General features: G+C 73.8%; 15 protein-coding genes, 1 tRNA gene and 1 other RNA gene. 7 read left to right on the top strand and 10 right to left on the bottom strand.

The window, feature by feature from the left end:
* Positions 1–223: 223 nt before the first annotated feature.
* A complete protein-coding gene (locus CLV35_RS12230) occupies positions 224–577 on the top strand; it encodes an STAS domain-containing protein (protein ID WP_121193759.1) in 354 nt (117 codons plus the stop codon).
* Positions 578–602: 25 nt separating this feature from the next.
* Here the strand turns inward: CLV35_RS12230 and CLV35_RS12225 are convergent, their stop codons facing one another.
* Positions 603–2,441 (bottom strand): peroxidase family protein, encoded by a 1,839-nt coding sequence (locus tag CLV35_RS12225; protein ID WP_121193758.1) that lies wholly within the window; start codon positions 2,439–2,441, stop codon positions 603–605.
* 96 nt (positions 2,442–2,537) lie between these two features.
* Here CLV35_RS12225 and CLV35_RS12220 point away from each other — a divergent pair, with 96 nt between their 5' ends.
* Entirely contained in the window at positions 2,538–3,461 is a 924-nt protein-coding gene (locus CLV35_RS12220) for a ribokinase (protein ID WP_231121747.1), read from the top strand.
* Here CLV35_RS12220 and CLV35_RS12215 read toward each other — a convergent pair.
* Both CLV35_RS12215 and rnpB read right to left on the bottom strand, forming a co-directional pair.
* Complete coding sequence (locus CLV35_RS12215; RefSeq protein ID WP_121193756.1) at positions 3,451–4,566, bottom strand: TIGR03557 family F420-dependent LLM class oxidoreductase; 1,116 nt, start codon at positions 4,564–4,566, stop codon at positions 3,451–3,453. The two genes, CLV35_RS12220 and CLV35_RS12215, sit on opposite strands and share 11 nt — an antisense overlap.
* A 74-nt stretch (positions 4,567–4,640) precedes the next feature.
* Positions 4,641–5,049, bottom strand: an RNA gene (gene rnpB / locus CLV35_RS12210) — RNase P RNA component class A.
* 50 nt (positions 5,050–5,099) lie between these two features.
* Between rnpB and CLV35_RS12205 the strand changes: the two genes are divergently transcribed.
* Positions 5,100–6,284, top strand: a complete 1,185-nt coding sequence (locus CLV35_RS12205; RefSeq protein ID WP_121193755.1) for an SLC13 family permease — start codon at positions 5,100–5,102, stop codon at positions 6,282–6,284.
* Between the two features lie 3 nt (positions 6,285–6,287).
* On the opposite strand, the gene CLV35_RS12200 is transcribed toward CLV35_RS12205, so the two are convergent.
* The 6 genes from CLV35_RS12200 to CLV35_RS12175 all read right to left on the bottom strand — a co-directional run bounded on the left by CLV35_RS12200 (position 6,288) and on the right by CLV35_RS12175 (position 10,558).
* Positions 6,288–7,466 carry a bifunctional RNase H/acid phosphatase gene (locus tag CLV35_RS12200; protein ID WP_121193754.1) on the bottom strand — a complete coding sequence of 393 codons (1,179 nt, stop codon included), beginning with the start codon at positions 7,464–7,466 and terminating at the stop codon, positions 6,288–6,290.
* A gap of 13 nt (positions 7,467–7,479) precedes the next feature.
* Complete coding sequence (locus CLV35_RS12195) at positions 7,480–8,223, bottom strand: zinc ribbon domain-containing protein (RefSeq protein ID WP_121193753.1); 744 nt, start codon at positions 8,221–8,223, stop codon at positions 7,480–7,482.
* A 25-nt stretch (positions 8,224–8,248) separates the two neighbouring features.
* A complete protein-coding gene (locus tag CLV35_RS12190) occupies positions 8,249–9,397 on the bottom strand; it encodes a Nif3-like dinuclear metal center hexameric protein (RefSeq protein WP_121193752.1) in 1,149 nt (382 codons plus the stop codon).
* A gap of 196 nt (positions 9,398–9,593) precedes the next feature.
* Positions 9,594–9,665, bottom strand: a tRNA-Val gene (locus tag CLV35_RS12185).
* 12 nt (positions 9,666–9,677) lie between these two features.
* Positions 9,678–10,130, bottom strand: coding sequence for a peroxiredoxin (locus CLV35_RS12180; protein ID WP_121193751.1), 453 nt, complete (start codon positions 10,128–10,130; stop codon positions 9,678–9,680).
* The gene (locus CLV35_RS12175; protein ID WP_121193750.1) at positions 10,127–10,558 is read right to left on the bottom strand and encodes a DUF3052 domain-containing protein; all 432 of its coding nucleotides are present in this window, start codon (positions 10,556–10,558) and stop codon (positions 10,127–10,129) included. Before CLV35_RS12175 ends, CLV35_RS12180 begins: the two co-directional genes overlap by 4 nt.
* Positions 10,559–10,709: 151 nt before the next feature.
* Between CLV35_RS12175 and CLV35_RS12170 the strand changes: the two genes are divergently transcribed.
* Complete coding sequence (locus CLV35_RS12170; protein WP_147431955.1) at positions 10,710–10,949, top strand: hypothetical protein; 240 nt, start codon at positions 10,710–10,712, stop codon at positions 10,947–10,949.
* Positions 10,950–10,957: 8 nt separating this feature from the next.
* On the opposite strand, the gene CLV35_RS12165 is transcribed toward CLV35_RS12170, so the two are convergent.
* Positions 10,958–11,371, bottom strand: a complete 414-nt coding sequence (locus tag CLV35_RS12165) for a YjbQ family protein (RefSeq protein ID WP_121193748.1) — start codon at positions 11,369–11,371, stop codon at positions 10,958–10,960.
* Positions 11,372–11,444: 73 nt separating this feature from the next.
* Here CLV35_RS12165 and aceE point away from each other — a divergent pair, with 73 nt between their 5' ends.
* The 3 genes from aceE to CLV35_RS12150 all read left to right on the top strand — a co-directional run bounded on the left by aceE (position 11,445) and on the right by CLV35_RS12150 (position 15,069).
* On the top strand, positions 11,445–14,189 hold the full coding sequence (aceE, locus tag CLV35_RS12160) for a pyruvate dehydrogenase (acetyl-transferring), homodimeric type (protein WP_407938205.1): 2,745 nt from the start codon (positions 11,445–11,447) through the stop codon (positions 14,187–14,189).
* A gap of 98 nt (positions 14,190–14,287) precedes the next feature.
* Positions 14,288–14,722 carry a hypothetical protein gene (locus CLV35_RS12155; protein ID WP_121193747.1) on the top strand — a complete coding sequence of 145 codons (435 nt, stop codon included), beginning with the start codon at positions 14,288–14,290 and terminating at the stop codon, positions 14,720–14,722.
* Complete coding sequence (locus CLV35_RS12150; RefSeq protein WP_121193922.1) at positions 14,719–15,069, top strand: DNA polymerase ligase N-terminal domain-containing protein; 351 nt, start codon at positions 14,719–14,721, stop codon at positions 15,067–15,069. The genes CLV35_RS12155 and CLV35_RS12150 overlap by 4 nt, the downstream gene beginning before the upstream one ends.
* Positions 15,070–15,099: the final 30 nt, after the last annotated feature.

The following is a 15,099-nucleotide window of genomic DNA, read 5'->3' as shown; positions in this document are numbered from 1 at the left end:
GGTCGCCGCAGCGGAGCCGGCGCGGATGGCGGTCGAGCCCGTTCTACCCCCTGCGAGGCGTTCGCCACGCCTGCGACGAACGACGGCTTCGTCACAGCGGCCGCAGGGGCAGCGGTCGACGGGCTGGTCAGACGATCACGGGCTGGGCATACTGGCACTCGTCAGTCGGGTCAAGCAGGGACCGGCGTGCGGAGACCGGTCCAGCCTCACCCCAGGGAGCGCCATGTCGGAGGAACCTCCTCCCGAGCTCAGTGTCGAGCGCCGCGACGAGGGCACCTGGACGGTCCTGTCGGTCAAGGGCGAGATCGACGCCCACACCGGGCCGGCACTGCGCACAGCACTGCACGACGCGGTCGACGCCGGCCGCCACCGCCTCGTGCTCGACTTCACCGACGTCTCGTTCCTCGACTCCAGCGCGCTGGGCGTGCTGGTCAGCGCCCACAAGCGGCTGCTGCCCGAGGGCGGCGAGATCCGCATCGTCAGCGACCGGCCCGTGGTGCTCACGCTGTTCGAGCTGACCGCCCTCGACCAGGTCTTCACCCTCGTGCCGACCCTCGAGCAGGCGCTCGCCGACTGACGCCGCGCCTCTTTCGAGGGGTGGGTCAGGTCCGCGCCCGGTCCCAGAGCTCGAAGGCGTTCGCTCGGGTGCCGATGGACGCGGCCAGCGCCGGGTAGTGGCGGCGCAGCAGCGAGGCCATGCTCGCGTCGGCGATCCAGCGCATGCCCTGCCGGGTGTAGACCTCCGGCCGGTAGTCGGTCGTGAAGAAGCGGTCGCTGTTGAGCCGCCTCGACGCCATGAGGATGAAGATGCGGAACGCGGTGTCGCTGAAGGCGAAGCCCTCGGGCCGCCGCTCCGCGAACAGCCCGACCATCAGGTCGAGCCGCTCGATGCCGTCGGGGCCGTAGATGCGCTTCATCTCCCGCACCGCGTCGACGTCGTCGGTGATCTCGGAGAAGCTGCGCGGGGCGCGCAGGCGCAGCTGGCGGCGGAACTCGCAGTAGCGCGGCACCCCCATCTCACGGTGGCGCAGGATGTCGGTGGCCGCCAGGTCCATCGGCTCGCCGTTGTCGGGGCGCTCGAACTCCTGCAGGAAGTGCGGGAAGTTGTGCAGCGTGACCACGCCCGGCTGCTCGGTGCCGAACGAGTAGAACAGGTCCTCGAGCGAGACCTCGGACAGCACGTCGACCCCGCCCTGCCCGGAGAGGTCACGCAGCGAGCGACGCGCGTGGAGGCTGTCGTCGCGGACCGAGCGCAGGTCGTACCAGTCGCGTACGAGTGGGTGCATGCGGTAGACCGCAGCGAACTCCTCTGTCAGCGAGTAGGGGACGCCGTAGGACTGCAGCTCCGAGCCGGGGATGCCACTGATGACCTCGCTCTTCGACAGACGGCCGAACCTGCGGTGCAGCCGTTCACCCTGGAGCCCGAACCAGTTGGCTCGCATCGCGAACTTCGTCGTGGGATGACCGATGACCACCGGAGTCCACTCGACGGTGTGGATCTTGGCCGTGACAGCCGCGAGCACGAGACGCGCCCGCTGGAAGGTCTGCTCGTCGGACCACGACGGGTAGGCGGCGTTGAGCATGTCGCAGATCGCGTTGTGCTCGAGGGTGAACAGCGTCTGCAGCATCGCCAGGCCGACCCAGAAGCCCGGCTCCTTCGTCGGTCCGTCCTCGCCCTGGGGCACCGGGAGGCGGCCGTCGGGTCCGATGACCAGCTTGCCGCCGACGTGAGTGCGCGTCATCTGCTGGTATTCGGTGGTCGTGCCGTAGACCTGTGAGGCGTCCCACCAGTGCGTGCAGGTGTTGACCGAGGTGGGGAACGGCGGCTGGGTGCCCGGAGGCACCGTCGGATCGGGCATCGTACGCAGCACCGTCACCGTGCGCCGCGGCCAGGCGTCGCCCGGGACCAGGTCGACCTCCCACGGGTCGTCCTTGACGCTTGGACCGTGGCTGAACCAGTCGCGGATCATGAACTGCAGCCAGGCGGAGACCAGGGCGTTCGCGCCCGGCGCCTCCACCATGCGGCCGTCGACCCGGGTCATGAGCGCGCGGCTGACCTCCCGCGGGCTCGGGTGCAGCACCTCGTCCCGCGTCGGGCGGTGCAGCACCGAGGGCGGGACGTTGCGGCCGAAGCGCCGACCCGCCATGCCGGCGGTGACGTCGTCGAGGTCGTTGGAGCTGCCGTCGACGGTGCGCGTCGTCCACGCCTCCACGGTCGTGGGCGGCGCCGCGGGCGGCACGTAGGACGCCGGATCGGCGGGGTCGTAGAGGTTGTCGCGGCGCAAGGAGTCGCGCAGGCCGATCAGCACGACGAGGCTCAGCGGCAGCGGCAGCCGGTCCCAGCCGCGGCGCTGGTCGACCACCCGGGCGAACGCCCGGAGGGCCCGCCATGGCGCCGAGGCGTGGAAGCCACGGGAGCTGTCGTGCTGCGAGGAGCCCATCGGATGCCACCGTCCCTGCTCTCCTGATCACCGTCCCATCGGGTCCGCGGCTCGTCAACGCCCTTGCGGGCAGCGATCCCTCCTACACTCCGGGCGGTGAGCGCAGCGAGCACCGGCGTGGCCGGCCCGGGCGTCGTCGTCGTGGTGGGATCGGTCAACGCCGACCTCGTCGTCGCGCTGGAGCGGATCCCCCGGGCGGGCGAGACGCTGACCGCGAGCGGACTCGAGCGACGCCAGGGCGGCAAGGGCGGCAACCAGGCGGCCGCCGCTGCCCGGCTCGGCGGCGACGTCCGCTTCGTGGGTCGGGTCGGCGACGACGCCGAGGGCGCCGCGGCCCGCGCAGCGCTCGAGGATGACGGCGTCGACTGCGCGGCGCTGCTTCCGACGGCCGGAGAGCCGACCGGCACGGCACTGGTCCTCCTCGAAGGCGACGGCGAGAACGCCATCGCCGTGGTGCCCGGCGCCAACGCCCGGCTCTCTCCGGACGACGTGGCCGGTGCGCTCGCGCCCCTGCCGGGCGAGCACGTCGTGGTGCTCGCCTGCCTGGAGGTGCCGGTGGAGACGGTGCACGCGGCAGCGCGGGCCGCCCGGCAGCGGGGATGGGGCTTCGTGCTCAATCCTGCGCCCGCCCAGCCGCTGCCGGCGGAGCTGCTGGCGCTCGTCGACGTGCTCACGCCCAACGAGCACGAGCTGGGCCTGCTCTCCCCCGGCGGGGCGCCCGCCCTGCTCGAGGCGGGTGTCGGTGCGGTGGTCGTGACCCGCGGCGCCGCCGGCGCCGACGTCGTGACGGCGCAGGGGCAGGAGCACCACGACGCGTACGCGGTGGCCGGCGGCCCCGTCGACACCACCGGAGCGGGCGACGCGTTCAGCGGCACCCTCGCCTGGGCGCTCGCCGCGCAGCGTCCCCTCGGCGACGCGGTCGAGCAGGCGTGCGCTGCCGGCGCCCTGGCGACGCGCGCCGTGGGAGCGCGCGCCGCCCTGGCGACGGCGGCCGAGGTGGAGTCGGTCCTCAGGCGGTGAGCCGGGGCAGGACGTTCTTGCCGTAGAACTCGATCACACCGGGCTGGTCGTGCTCGCCGGAGTGGATGAACGGCGTACCGCCCATGTCGAGGATCTTCTGCGCCGCCTTGATGTGGACGTCGGGGTCGGGACCCTTGGGCCAGGCGGCGGTCGCCTGGGCGAGCGAGAACGACGCGGCCGCCTTCTGCTGGATGCGCAGCGGGTTGGGCTCGTAGAGCAGCTCGGGGTTCCACGAGTCGTAGGTGAAGCGCCAGCGCACGCCGGAGTAGAGCAGCTCGGCCGGGCCGCCGATGTTGACGAAGCTCTCGGCGTACTTCGGCATCGTGTCGGGGTCCTTGCCCGCGTCGCGTGCACCCTGCGCGAACGCCGCCTGGAGCTCGGGCTTCATCAGGTCCTTGGCGCTGCAGATCCAGCCGTCGCCGTAGCGCCCGGCGTTGTAGGCGCTCTTCGGGCCGCTGGCCGCCATCAGGATCGGCACCGGCTTCGAGGGCACGTCGTAGAGCTGGAACTGGTCGACCGTGTAGTAGGTGCCGCGGAAGCTGACGCGTTGGCCCTCCCAGAGCCGGCGGATCAGCTGCACCGCCTCGACCAGCCGGGCGGCGCGCTCGGCGTAGGGGCCGAAGCTGCCCGTGCCGGCCTGCTCGTTGAGCGCCTCGCCGGTGCCGACGCCGAGGAAGACGCGGCCCGGCGCCAGGATCCCCAGCGAGGCGAAGGCCTGCGCCACCTCGCTGGGGTGGTGGCGGTAGGTCGGGCACGTCACGCCGGTGCCGAAGTGCACCCGGGAGGTCGTGTGGCTGATGATCCCGTGGGTGATCCACGGGTGCATCGAGTGGCCCTGAACGTCCTCCCACGGCTGGAGGTGGTCGCTGGTCCACACGTGGCTGAAGCCGACGGCCTCGGCCTGCGAGGCCCAGCTGACCAGCGACTGCGTGCGGAACTGCTCGTGCGAGAGCACGAAGCCGACCTTCGCGGTCACCCTCGGCCGGGGTGGCTCCGGGGCGGCCTGGGCGGTGGCCGGCGCCGCTGCGCCCAGCGCCGCCGCCCCGGTGACGGCTGCGCCGCTGCGGAGGACCGCCCGGCGGGTGGTGGTGCGTGCGTCTGGCATGTCTGCTCCCCGCTCCCGGTGGTGGTGCGGGGCAGATGCCCTCGAAGGGGGCAGATCATGCGAGCGGCAGGCGGGGGACGAGCCGGCCTGTAAGCCGGATCCTGTAGGACCGCGAGAGCGGTCCCGGCGGCCATCCATCTAGGGCTGCCGTTGCCGACAGCCTCGAGCGGCCTACCCGGGAGCTCGGGCGGGCAGCCCTCCCCGGCAGCTGCGAGCAGCCGCCGATCGCTCCCTGTCTGGCCTTGCTCCGGGTGGGGTTTGCCGAGCCGTCCGGGTCACCCCGGACGCTGGTGGTCTCTTACACCACCGTTTCACCCTTACCGGCGCCGCACGCCCGAGAGCGCGCGTGCCGGCGGTCTGTTCTCTGTGGCACTGTCCCGCGGGTCGCCCCGGGTGGCTGTTGGCCACCACCCTGCCCTGTGGAGTCCGGACTTTCCTCGGCGCCGCAGCGAGCTGCGACGACGCGACCGCCCGGCCGGCTCGTCCGCTCCCGATGCTACCGGAGCGGCGTCCGGTGCTACCGGAGCGGCAGCGTGCCCGACGGGCCGCGCACCGTACGCTTCCGCCTCGTGCCCATCGCCGCAGCCCTCGCCGGGCTGCTCGCCGTCCTGACCGGCGCGCTGTCCCGGCACGGCGCGAGCGAGGTGGCGCACCGTACGCTGCCCGTCCTCGGCTTCCTCGTCGCGATCACCGTGGTGGCCGAGCTCAGCGACGAGGCCGGGCTGTTCGACGTCGCCGCCCGGCGGGCGGCGCTGCTCGGGCGCGGACGCACCCGCACGCTCTTCCTCCTCGTCTGCGTCCTGGCGACCGCGACCACGACGGTGCTGAGCCTCGACACCACAGCGGTCCTGCTGACGCCGGTCGTGCTGGCGCTGGCGTCGGCGCTCGAGCTCGACCCGCTGCCCTTCGCCTTCGCGACCGTGTGGCTGGCCAACACGGCCAGCCTGCTGCTGCCCGTCTCGAACCTCACCAACCTGCTGGCCGAGACGAAGACCGGGCTCGGAGCCGTGGAGTTCGCGTCGCACTCGTGGCCCGCCCAGCTCGCGCTGCTCGTCGTCACGCTCGCCGTGCTGCTTCTGCGCCACCGGCGTACGCTGCGCGGCCGCTACTCGACGCCTCCGGAGGTCGCGGTCGAGGACCGCGTGCTGCTGCGGCTCAGCGCGGTCGTGACGCTGGCCGTCGGCCCGCTGCTCGTGGCCGGGCTCGCGCCGTGGGTCGTGGCAACGGCGGCGGCGGTGGTGCTGGTCGCCGGCTTCGCCGCGCGCCGCCCAGCGTCCGTGCGCCCGCGCCGGCTGGCGGGCCTGCTGCCCTGGCAGCTGGTGCTGATGACGCTCGGGCTCTTCCTGGTGGTGCAGACGCTGCTCGAGCACGGTCTCGACGGCACGATCTCCGACCTCGCCGGGGCCGGCGGCAGCTCGACCGGCGGGCTGCTGCGGCTCGGCGGCGTGGCAGCGGTCGCCTCGAACCTGGTCAACAACCTGCCGGCGTTCCTCGCCGTCGAGCCGGTCGCGCACGGCACCACCCAGGTCCTCGCCCTGCTGGTCGGCGTCAACGCCGGCCCGCTGGTGCTCGTCTGGGGCTCGCTCGCGACGCTGCTGTGGCGCGAGCGGTGCGCCAGCCGCGGCGTACGCGTCGGTGCCTTCGCCTTCGCCCGCGAGGGCCTGCTCGTGGCGCCGCTCGCCGTGGTCAGCGGGTGCCTCGCGCTGGCCTGGCGCTGAACGTCAGACGAAGTCGGGCGCGGCGATGCCCGCGAGGTGCGTCGTCGCGTTGAGCGCGCGCACGGAGGACCCGCCGTCGGGCCACCAGCGCAGCACGTGGAGCGAGCCCGGAGAGAGCTCGACGCGGTAGACGGTGGCCGGTGGGGCGTCGAGCGCGAGCCGCGTCAGCTGGCCGATGGGCGTCACGTGGCTCACGACCACGACGGTGCGCCCGGGGTAGCGCGCGAGCAGCTTGTCGCGACCGAGGCGCACCCGCCGGTGCACCTGGTCGAGGCTCTCGCCGCCCGGCGGCGCCACGGCCGAGTCGTCGAGCCAGGCCTGCAGCTCGGCCGGCCACCGCTCGCGCACAGCGGCGAAGCCGAGCCCGTCCCACTGCCCGAACGACGCCTCGACGAAGGCGTCGTCGACGCGCACTTCGAGCCCGAGCGCCGCCGCGACCTCGTCGGCGGTCTCGCGGGCCCGGCGCAGCGGCGAGCAGACCACCGCGACCGGTGCGTCGTCGGTGAAGCCCGCCGCGAGCGCCCGGCCGACCGCCGCCGCCTGCGCGCGGCCGCGCTCGGTCAGACCGGGGTCGAGGCCGTCGCGGCCGCAGAACACCTTGGCCACCGTGTGTGCCGTCTCGCCGTGGCGCACGAGCACCGTCGTGGTCGGCGCGCCGGGGTCGTCCCAGCCGACGAGCCGGGAGCCGGCGCGCGGCTCCTGCACCGGCTCCGGCTGTGCGGGCTCGCCGCGCTCGGGCGACAGGCCCGGCGCCACCCACGTGGTGCCGCGCGCGGCCGCGTCCATCGCCTCGTTCGCGAGCCGGTCGGCGTGCTTGTTGATCTCGCGCGGGATCCAGGAGAACGACACCTGGCCGGGCGGGAAGACCGCGCGCGCCCGCAGGGCCAGCGGCTGCATCGAAGGGTGCTTGACCTTCCAGCGCCCGCTCATCTGCTCGACCACGAGCTTGCTGTCCATGCGCACCTCGACCCGCGCCTCCGGGTCGATCTCGCGGGCGGCCTCGAGCCCGGCGATCAGGCCGCGGTACTCGGCGACGTTGTTGGTCTCCCTGCCGATGGCCTCGGCCCGCTCGGCGAGCAGCTCGCCCGTGACCGCGTCCTTGACCAGCGCGCCGTAGCCCGCGGGCCCGGGGTTGCCGCGCGAGCCGCCGTCGGCCTCGACGACCAGCCTGCGACCCGTCACAGCTCCGGCACCGTCACAGCCCGGACTCGGGGGTGCGCACCAGGATGCGGCGGCACTCCTCGCAGCGCAGCACCTCGTCGGGCGCGGCGTCGCGGAAGGTGCTCAGGTCGACGGTGTTGAGCTCGAGCCGGCAGCCCTGGCAGCGGCGCGCCTTGAGCTCGGCGGCGCCGAGCCCGCCCGAGGACGCGCGGACCTTGTCGTAGAGCGCGAGCAGCTGCGGCCCGATGTCGCGCACGACGGCCTCGCGCGCCGAGGTGGTGAGGGCGGCCTCGCCGTCGACCTCGGCCAGCACGGCGTCGCGGCGGCCTGCGGCGGCGGCCCGCTTCTCCTCGACCGCGGCCACGTCGACGCTCACGCGCTGGTGCTCGGCCGAGGAGACCTCGATGCGCTCCATGACCTCGAGCTCGACGTCCTCGAGCACCGACTGGCGCCGGGCGAGCGACTCGAGCTCGGAGGACAGCTCGACGAGCTCCTTGGAGTTGGTGATGCGCCCGGAGTCCATGCGGTCGCGGTCGCGGCGCACGCGGGTGCGCACCTGCTCGACGTCGGTCTCGGCCCGCGCCCGCTCGCGCTCGAGGTCGGAGAGCTGGGTCTCGGCCGCCACGAGCAGGTTGCGCAGGTGCGCGAGCTCCTTGTCGAGGGCGGCGATCTCCGCGAGCTCCGGCATGGAGTGCCGCCGGTGCTCGAGCTGGTCGAGCCGGGTGTCGAGGGCCTGCAGGTCGAGCAGCCGCAGCTGCTCCGACGGGTCTGCCTTCAACGCCTGCTCCTCGCTGCTCTTCCGGTCACCAGTCGGGGACGCTGCTCTGGATCGTCCACGGGTCGGTGCAGGTCTCCGAGACCTCGACCTCCACCGTAGTGCCGGACTCCGACAGCACGGTCACGATCTGCTGCGCCGCCTGGGCGAGCCACGGCCACTCGCTGGCCCAGTGCCCCACGTCGAGCAGCGCCGGACCCCCTGCGAGCTGCGACTCGGAGACCGGGTGGTGACGAAGGTCGGCGGTGACGTAGGCGTCGGCGCCCGCCGCCGTCGCCGCCGCGACGAAGGAGTCCCCCGACCCGCCGCAGACCGCCACGCGCTCGACGACCGCGTCAGGATCGCCCGCGGTGCGCACGCCGACCACCGTGGGCGGCAGCGCCGAGGCCACCCGCGCGGCGAACTCGTCGAGCGCCACGGGCCGGGCCAGCCGCCCGACCCGCCCGATGCCGCGGGGACCGGCAGGGAGCGCGAGCTCCAGCACGTCGAAGGCCGGCTCCTCGTAGGGGTGCGCCGCGCGCATGGCCGCCACCACCGCCGCCCGCCGCGCGCGCGGCAGCACCATCTCGACGCGGGTCTCCGCGACGTACGCCGACTCCCCCGCGCGCCCGACGCTCGGGTGCGCGCCGGGACCGGGCCGGAACGTACCGGTCGAGTCCGAGAGGTTGGCGGCGCGCGAGTAGTCGCCGAGCTCCCCGGCGCCCGCGGCCGCCAGAGCGTCGACCACCTGCTCGGCCTGCGCTGCCGGGACGAAGACGACGATCTTGTCGAGCGGGTCGGCCGGCTGCGGGTCGAGCGGCTCCAGCGGCCCCTCGACGCCGACCGCCCGGGCCAGCGCGTCGGACACGCCGGGCACCGCCGCGTCGGCGTTGGTGTGGGCGACGTGCAGGCCGACGCCGCTGCGGATCAGCCGGTGCACCAGCCGGCCCTTGGGTGTGGCCGCCGACACCGTCGAGGTGCCTCGCAGGTAGAGCGGGTGGTGGGTGACCAGCAGGTCGAAGCCGTCCTCGACCGCCTCGTCGACAGTCTGCTCGACGGGGTCGACCGCCATCAGGATGCGTCGGACCTCGGCGTCAGGGTCGCCGCAGACCGTGCCCACCGCGTCCCAGCTCTCGGCGGTGCGCGGGTCCCAGAGGCCCTCGAGCGCCGCGACGACCTGCGCGAGCGTGGCGGTCACGCGGGCGGCTCCAGCTCGGTGGCCAGCAGGTCCTCGGCGGGCGAGGGGCTGCCGTGGGCGTTGGGGTTGCCGGTCACCTCGAGCGAGCAGACCGGGCACACGCGGGTCGACGGGTCGCCGCCCGACTCGTCGGGCCACGACGCGTGGCACCGGGTGCAGTGCAGGCGGTGCAGGACGACCTCCTCGCGAGGGACGGTGGGCCCGGACGGTTTCGAACCGCCGACCCTCTCGGTGTAAACGAGATGCTCTACCACTGAGCTACAGGCCCGTCAGCGCGTGCTCAGCCTAGAGCAGCCGCCGCAGCCAGGTAGCCGGCCGCGTCGCGCGGCTCCCCGCCGCTGCTGAGGACCGACCAGCGCAGCAGGCCGTCCTCGTCGACGAGGAAGCTGCCGCGCCCGGCGATGCCCCGGGCTTCGCCGAAGACGCCGTAGGAGCGGGCCGCGGCGCCGTGCGGCCAGAAGTCGGAGAGCAGGTCGAAGCCGAAGCCCTGCTGCTCGGCGAAGGCCCGCAGCGCGGGCGCGGGGTCGCACGAGACGCCGAGGACGCGTACGCCGTGGCCCGCCAGCGCCTCGCGCAGCCCGTCGAGCTCGGCGACCTCGCCGGTGCAGACCGGGGTGAAGGCGTGCGGGAAGAAGACGAGCAGCACGCGGGTGCCGCGCAGGCTCGCGAGCGAGACCGGAGTGCCGTGGGTGTCCTCGAGGGTGAAGGCGGGCGCGGGGTCGCCCAGCCTCACTTGCGAGAGGCCTTGGGAGCGACCAGGCGGGTGCCCTGCCACTCGCGGCTCGCGCTGATGCTGCTCGTGGCGGAGAGGCCGGCGGTGGGCGCGGCGTCGCCGATGTCGCTCGGCTCGACGTGCCCGGAGCGGCCGGTCTTGGGGGACAGCAGCCAGACGACGCCGCCGTCGGCCAGGTCGGTCAGGGCGTCGACGAGGGCGTCGACGAGGTCGCCGTCGTCCTCGCGCCACCACATGACGACCACGTCGACGACGTCGTCGGGGTCCTCGCCCACCAGGGCGTTGCCCGTGACCTCCTCGATGGAGGCACGCAGCTCGGCGTCGCAGTCGTCGTCGTAGCCCAGCTCCTGGACGACCTGACCGGGCTGCATGCCGAGCCTGGACGCCAGGGTGCGCTGGCCCTCGGTGGGACCGGCGGTCGCGCTCACCGTGCTCCTCCACGTGCGTGGCCCCACCCGTGGTCGGGGACCGGTTGCGGGGTAGTCAACGCCCCACGCGGAGCGATGCGCAAGCGCAACGCCCGTATTGGCGCTCCCCCGGCGTGCCGGGCCGGTCGGGCGCGACGGCAGAATGCGGGCCATGAGCCGCACCAGCGACGCCTCGCACGCCACCGGACGCGTCGTGCGCTGGGACGCGCCCGAGGGGGTCGGCGCGGTCGTCGCCCACGGCGTGCCGAGCGAGATCGCGGTCAGCGCCGACGTCGTCGACGACGTCGAGGGCTGGGACGTCGAGGTCGGCGACCTGGTCGCCGTCGCGTACGTCTCCGGCGAGCACGGCCTGCGCGCCACCTCCCTGCGCCGCGCGGACGGCGAGGAGTAGCGCTCCCGTCAGCCCGACAGGAAGCTGAGCCGCACCTCGCGCTGCGGGTTGTCGACGTTGGTGTCGACGAGCACCAGCGACTGCCAGGTGCCCAGGGCCAGGTGCCCGCCGAGGACGGGCACGGTGGCGTGCGGCGGCACCAGCGCAGGCAGCACGTGGTCGCGGCCGTGCCCCGGCGTACCGTGCCGGTGGCGCCAGCGGTCGTCGGCCGGCAGCAGGTCGCGCAGCGCCGCGAGCAGGTCGTCGTCGCTGCCCGCGCCGGTCTCGATGACCGCGATCCCCGCCGTCGCGTGCGGCACCCACAGCGAGAGCAGCCCGTCGCCCCCGCCGCTGGCCTGGGCGACGAACTGGGCGCAGCGGCGGGTCAGGTCGACGGCCGCCTCGCGCCCGCCGGTGGGGACGTGGAGCACCAGGGTCTGCATGCGAGGAGCCTCTCACCAGCGGCCGGAGGACCCCGTGGTGACGGATGGGGCGGTCGGGTAGGACACTGGACCCGTGGCAGACAAGCAGACACCGGTGGGCGTACCCAGTTCCCCGGCCCAGACCGTCGCCCCGTCGCACCCCGACGCGGACCCGGCGGAGACCCAGGAGTGGCTCGACTCGCTCGAGGCCCTCGTCGCGCACGCCGGGCCGGAGCGCAGCCGCTTCGTCCTGCGCACGCTGCTGGAGCGCGCCGGCGCGTCCGACATCGGGCTGCCCTCGCTGGTGCGCACCGACTACGTCAACACGATCCCGGTCGAGGCCGAGCCGGAGTTCCCCGGTGACGAGGCGCTCGAGGCCCGCATCGAGGCGATCAACCGCTGGAACGCCGCGGTCATGGTCACCCGCGCGCAGCGCCCGGGAGTCGGCGTCGGCGGGCACATCGCGTCCTACGCGTCGTCCGCGCTGCTCTACGAGACCGGCTTCAACTCGTTCTTCCAGGGCAAGGACGCGCCCGGCGGCGGCGACCAGATCTTCTTCCAGGGCCACGCGTCGCCCGGCGTCTACGGCCGTGCGTTCCTCGAGGGCCGCCTGAGCGAGGACGACCTCGACTCGTTCCGCCAGGAGCTGACCGGCCCCGGCCGCGGCCTGCCGTCCTACCCCCACCCCCGGCTGATGCCGGACTTCTGGGAGTTCCCGACCGTGTCGATGGGCCTCGGCCCGATCGACTCGATCTACCAGGCGCGGTTCAACAAGTACCTCACCAACCGCGGCATCAAGGACGTCTCCGGCTGCCGGGTGTGGGCATTCCTCGGCGACGGCGAGATGGACGAGGTCGAGTCGCTCGGCGCGCTCGGCGTCGGCGCCCGCGAGGGCCTCGACAACCTCACCTGGGTCGTCAACTGCAACCTGCAGCGCCTCGACGGCCCGGTCCGCGGCAACGGCAAGATCATCCAGGAGCTCGAGGGCTACTTCCGTGGCGCGGGCTGGAACGTGATCAAGGTCGTCTGGGGCCGCGAGTGGGACGAGCTGCTCGCCCAGGACGTCGACGGCGTTCTCACCGAGGCGCTCGGCGAGGTGCCCGACGGCCAGTGGCAGACCTACTCGGTCGAGTCCGGCGCCTACTTCCGCGAGCACTTCTGGGGCCGCGACCCGAAGCTCGCCGCGATGGTCGAGGGCTGGAGCGACGAGCGGCTCAAGAGCCTGCGCCGCGGCGGCCACGACCCGCGCAAGGTCTACGCGGCGTTCAAGGCTGCGACCGAGCACCAGGGCCGCCCGAGCGTCATCCTCGTGCAGACCGTCAAGGGCTGGGGCATCCAGTCCTTCGAGGCGCGCAACGCCACGCACCAGATGAAGAAGCTCACCAAGGACGACGTCAAGCGCTTCCGCGACGTCCTGCAGATGCCCTTCACCGACGAGGACCTCGCCGACCTGCCGCCCTACTACCGGCCGGCCGAGGACTCCCCCGAGGTGCAGTACGTCCGCGCCCGCCGGGCCGCGCTCGGCGGCTCGGTGCCGCGCCGGGTGGACGCCCCGCGCACGCTCACGCTGCCCGGGGACGCCGCGTACGCATCCATGGCGCAGGGCTCGGGCAAGCAGCCGGTCGCCACCACGATGGCGCTGGTCCGGCTCATCAAGGACCTCATGAAGGACAAGGAGATCGGGTCGCGCTTCGTCCCGGTCATCCCCGACGAGGCCCGCACCTTCGGCATGGACGCGCTGTTCCCGACGGCGAAGATCTACTCGCCCCACGGCCAGCGCTACGACGCGGTCGACCGCGCGCTGCTGCTCTCCTACAAGGAGTCGGTCCAGGGCCAGCTGCTCCACGAGGGCATCACCGAGGCCGGCTCCATGGGCTCGACCATCGCGGCCGCGACGTCCTACGCGACGCACGGCGAGCCGATGATCCCGATCTACATCTTCTACTCGATGTTCGGGTTCCAGCGCACCGGCGACCAGATGTGGAAGCTGGGCGACCAGCTCGGCCGCGGCTTCCTGCTCGGCGCCACCGCCGGCCGCACCACGCTCAACGGCGAGGGCCTCCAGCACGAGGACGGGCACTCGCCGCTGATCGCGGCGACCAACCCGGCCGCCGTCTGGTACGACCCGGCGTTCGCCTTCGAGGCGGGCCACATCTTCCGCGACGGCCTGCGGCGGATGTACGGCGAGAGCCCCGAGGACGTCTTCTACTACCTCACGATCTACAACGAGCCCTACCTCCAGCCGGCCCAGCCCGCCGACCTCGACCTCGACGGGCTGCTCAAGGGCCTCTACCGCTATGCACCGGGGCCCGACCTCGGCGCCGACGCGGCGAAGGCGCAGATCCTCGCCTCGGGCGTGGGGCTGACCTGGGCGCTCGAGGCCCAGCAGCTGCTCGCCGACGACTGGGGCGTGTCGGCCGACGTGTGGTCGGCCACCTCGTGGACCGAGCTGCGCCGCGAGGCCCTCGACTGCGACTCGGCCAACCTGCTCTCTCCCGACGGCGAGCAGCGCGTGCCCTACGTGACCCGCAAGCTGGCGGGCGCGCCGGGACCCGTGGTCGCGGTGTCCGACTACATGCGGGCCGTGCCCGACGGCATCCGCCCGTGGGTGCAGCACGACTGGACCTCGCTCGGCACCGACGGGTTCGGCATGTCCGACACCCGCGGAGCGCTGCGCCGGCACTTCAAGGTCGACGCCGCCTCCATCACGGTCGCGACGCTGGCCCAGCTGGCCAGGCAGGGCGGGGTCAAGCCCGAGGCGGCCCGCGAGGCCGTCGAGAAGTACCAGCTCGGCGACATCCGCGCCGCAGGGGCCGGCAACACCCTCGGCGAGAGCTGAGGCTCCTCGCCATGAGGGCGTCCGTGCCGGTGCCAACCGGGGCGGGCGCCCTCGTCGTTGGTCGGGCTGCACGGCGACGGCGACTCCCCCGGCGCGTCGTGCTCGCGGCGCTCGCGCTGGTGGTGGCCGCGTGCGCACTGCCAGTGTGGTGGACGTGGCCGCGGGAGGGCTCCGCCGCTGCGCTGGTCCGCGCTGAGCGTGGCGGCGCCCCGCGCTCGGTCGAGCCGGGCGGCGTCCAGCGCCTCGGGCCGTGGTGGCGGCTCGAGGCAGACCCGCTGTCCGACTCGGTCGTCTGGCAGGACCGGTGGTGGCGCACCCGCACCGTCCCGCGCGACGCGGCGCTCGAACGGGCGCTGGCTCTCCCGCGGCGTTCCCCGGCCGACGACGACTACGTCTTCGGCCGCCTCGTCGAGCTGCGACGGGACGGCGTGCACGGCTCGTCGGCGGAGGTCGCGGTCGGCGGCCTCGCGCTCGTGGCCACCGCTGCGTACGCGCGGCGACGTCCCGCTCTCCGGTCGAGGTCGCGGTGGTGACCGACGACCGGCCGGCGTTCGTGCTGCACGACCACCGCAAGCCGCGGCCGCACTTCGACCTGCGGCTCGAGGAGGACGGCGTGCTCCGCTCGTGGGCGGTGCCCCGCGGCCTGCCCGAGGCCACCGGCCAGAACCGCCTCGCCGTCGCCGTGCCCGACCACGACCTCGACCACCTGACCTACACCGACGCCGACAAGTCCATCGCCGACATCGGCTGGTGGGAGGAGGAGAGCCGCACCGACAAGCGGCTCGTCTTCGTGCTGCACGGCGTACGCGGCCCCGTCCGCTACGCCCTCATCCGCACCGACCGCGACTGGCTCCTCCACCGCACCAAGTCCCAGCCCTGACGGGCCCCGATGTTGATCGGCTAGGCCGAT

Origin of the sequence: Motilibacter peucedani (assembly GCF_003634695.1) — a bacterium.
GTDB lineage: Bacteria > Actinomycetota > Actinomycetes > Motilibacterales > Motilibacteraceae > Motilibacter > Motilibacter peucedani.
This window is presented reverse-complemented; position numbering and strand designations above follow the sequence as displayed.

What these genes read in the sequence shown, in the direction of transcription:
- CLV35_RS12230 (WP_121193759.1), top strand. Translation starts at nt 224, where the DNA reads ATGTCGGAGGAACCTCCTCCCGAGCTCAGTGTCGAGCGCCGCGACGAG.
- CLV35_RS12225 (WP_121193758.1), bottom strand. Translation starts at nt 2,441, where the DNA reads ATGGGCTCCTCGCAGCACGACAGCTCCCGTGGCTTCCACGCCTCGGCG.
- CLV35_RS12215 (WP_121193756.1), bottom strand. Translation starts at nt 4,566, where the DNA reads ATGCCAGACGCACGCACCACCACCCGCCGGGCGGTCCTCCGCAGCGGC.
- CLV35_RS12170 (WP_147431955.1), top strand. Translation starts at nt 10,710, where the DNA reads ATGAGCCGCACCAGCGACGCCTCGCACGCCACCGGACGCGTCGTGCGC.
- CLV35_RS12165 (WP_121193748.1), bottom strand. Translation starts at nt 11,371, where the DNA reads ATGCAGACCCTGGTGCTCCACGTCCCCACCGGCGGGCGCGAGGCGGCC.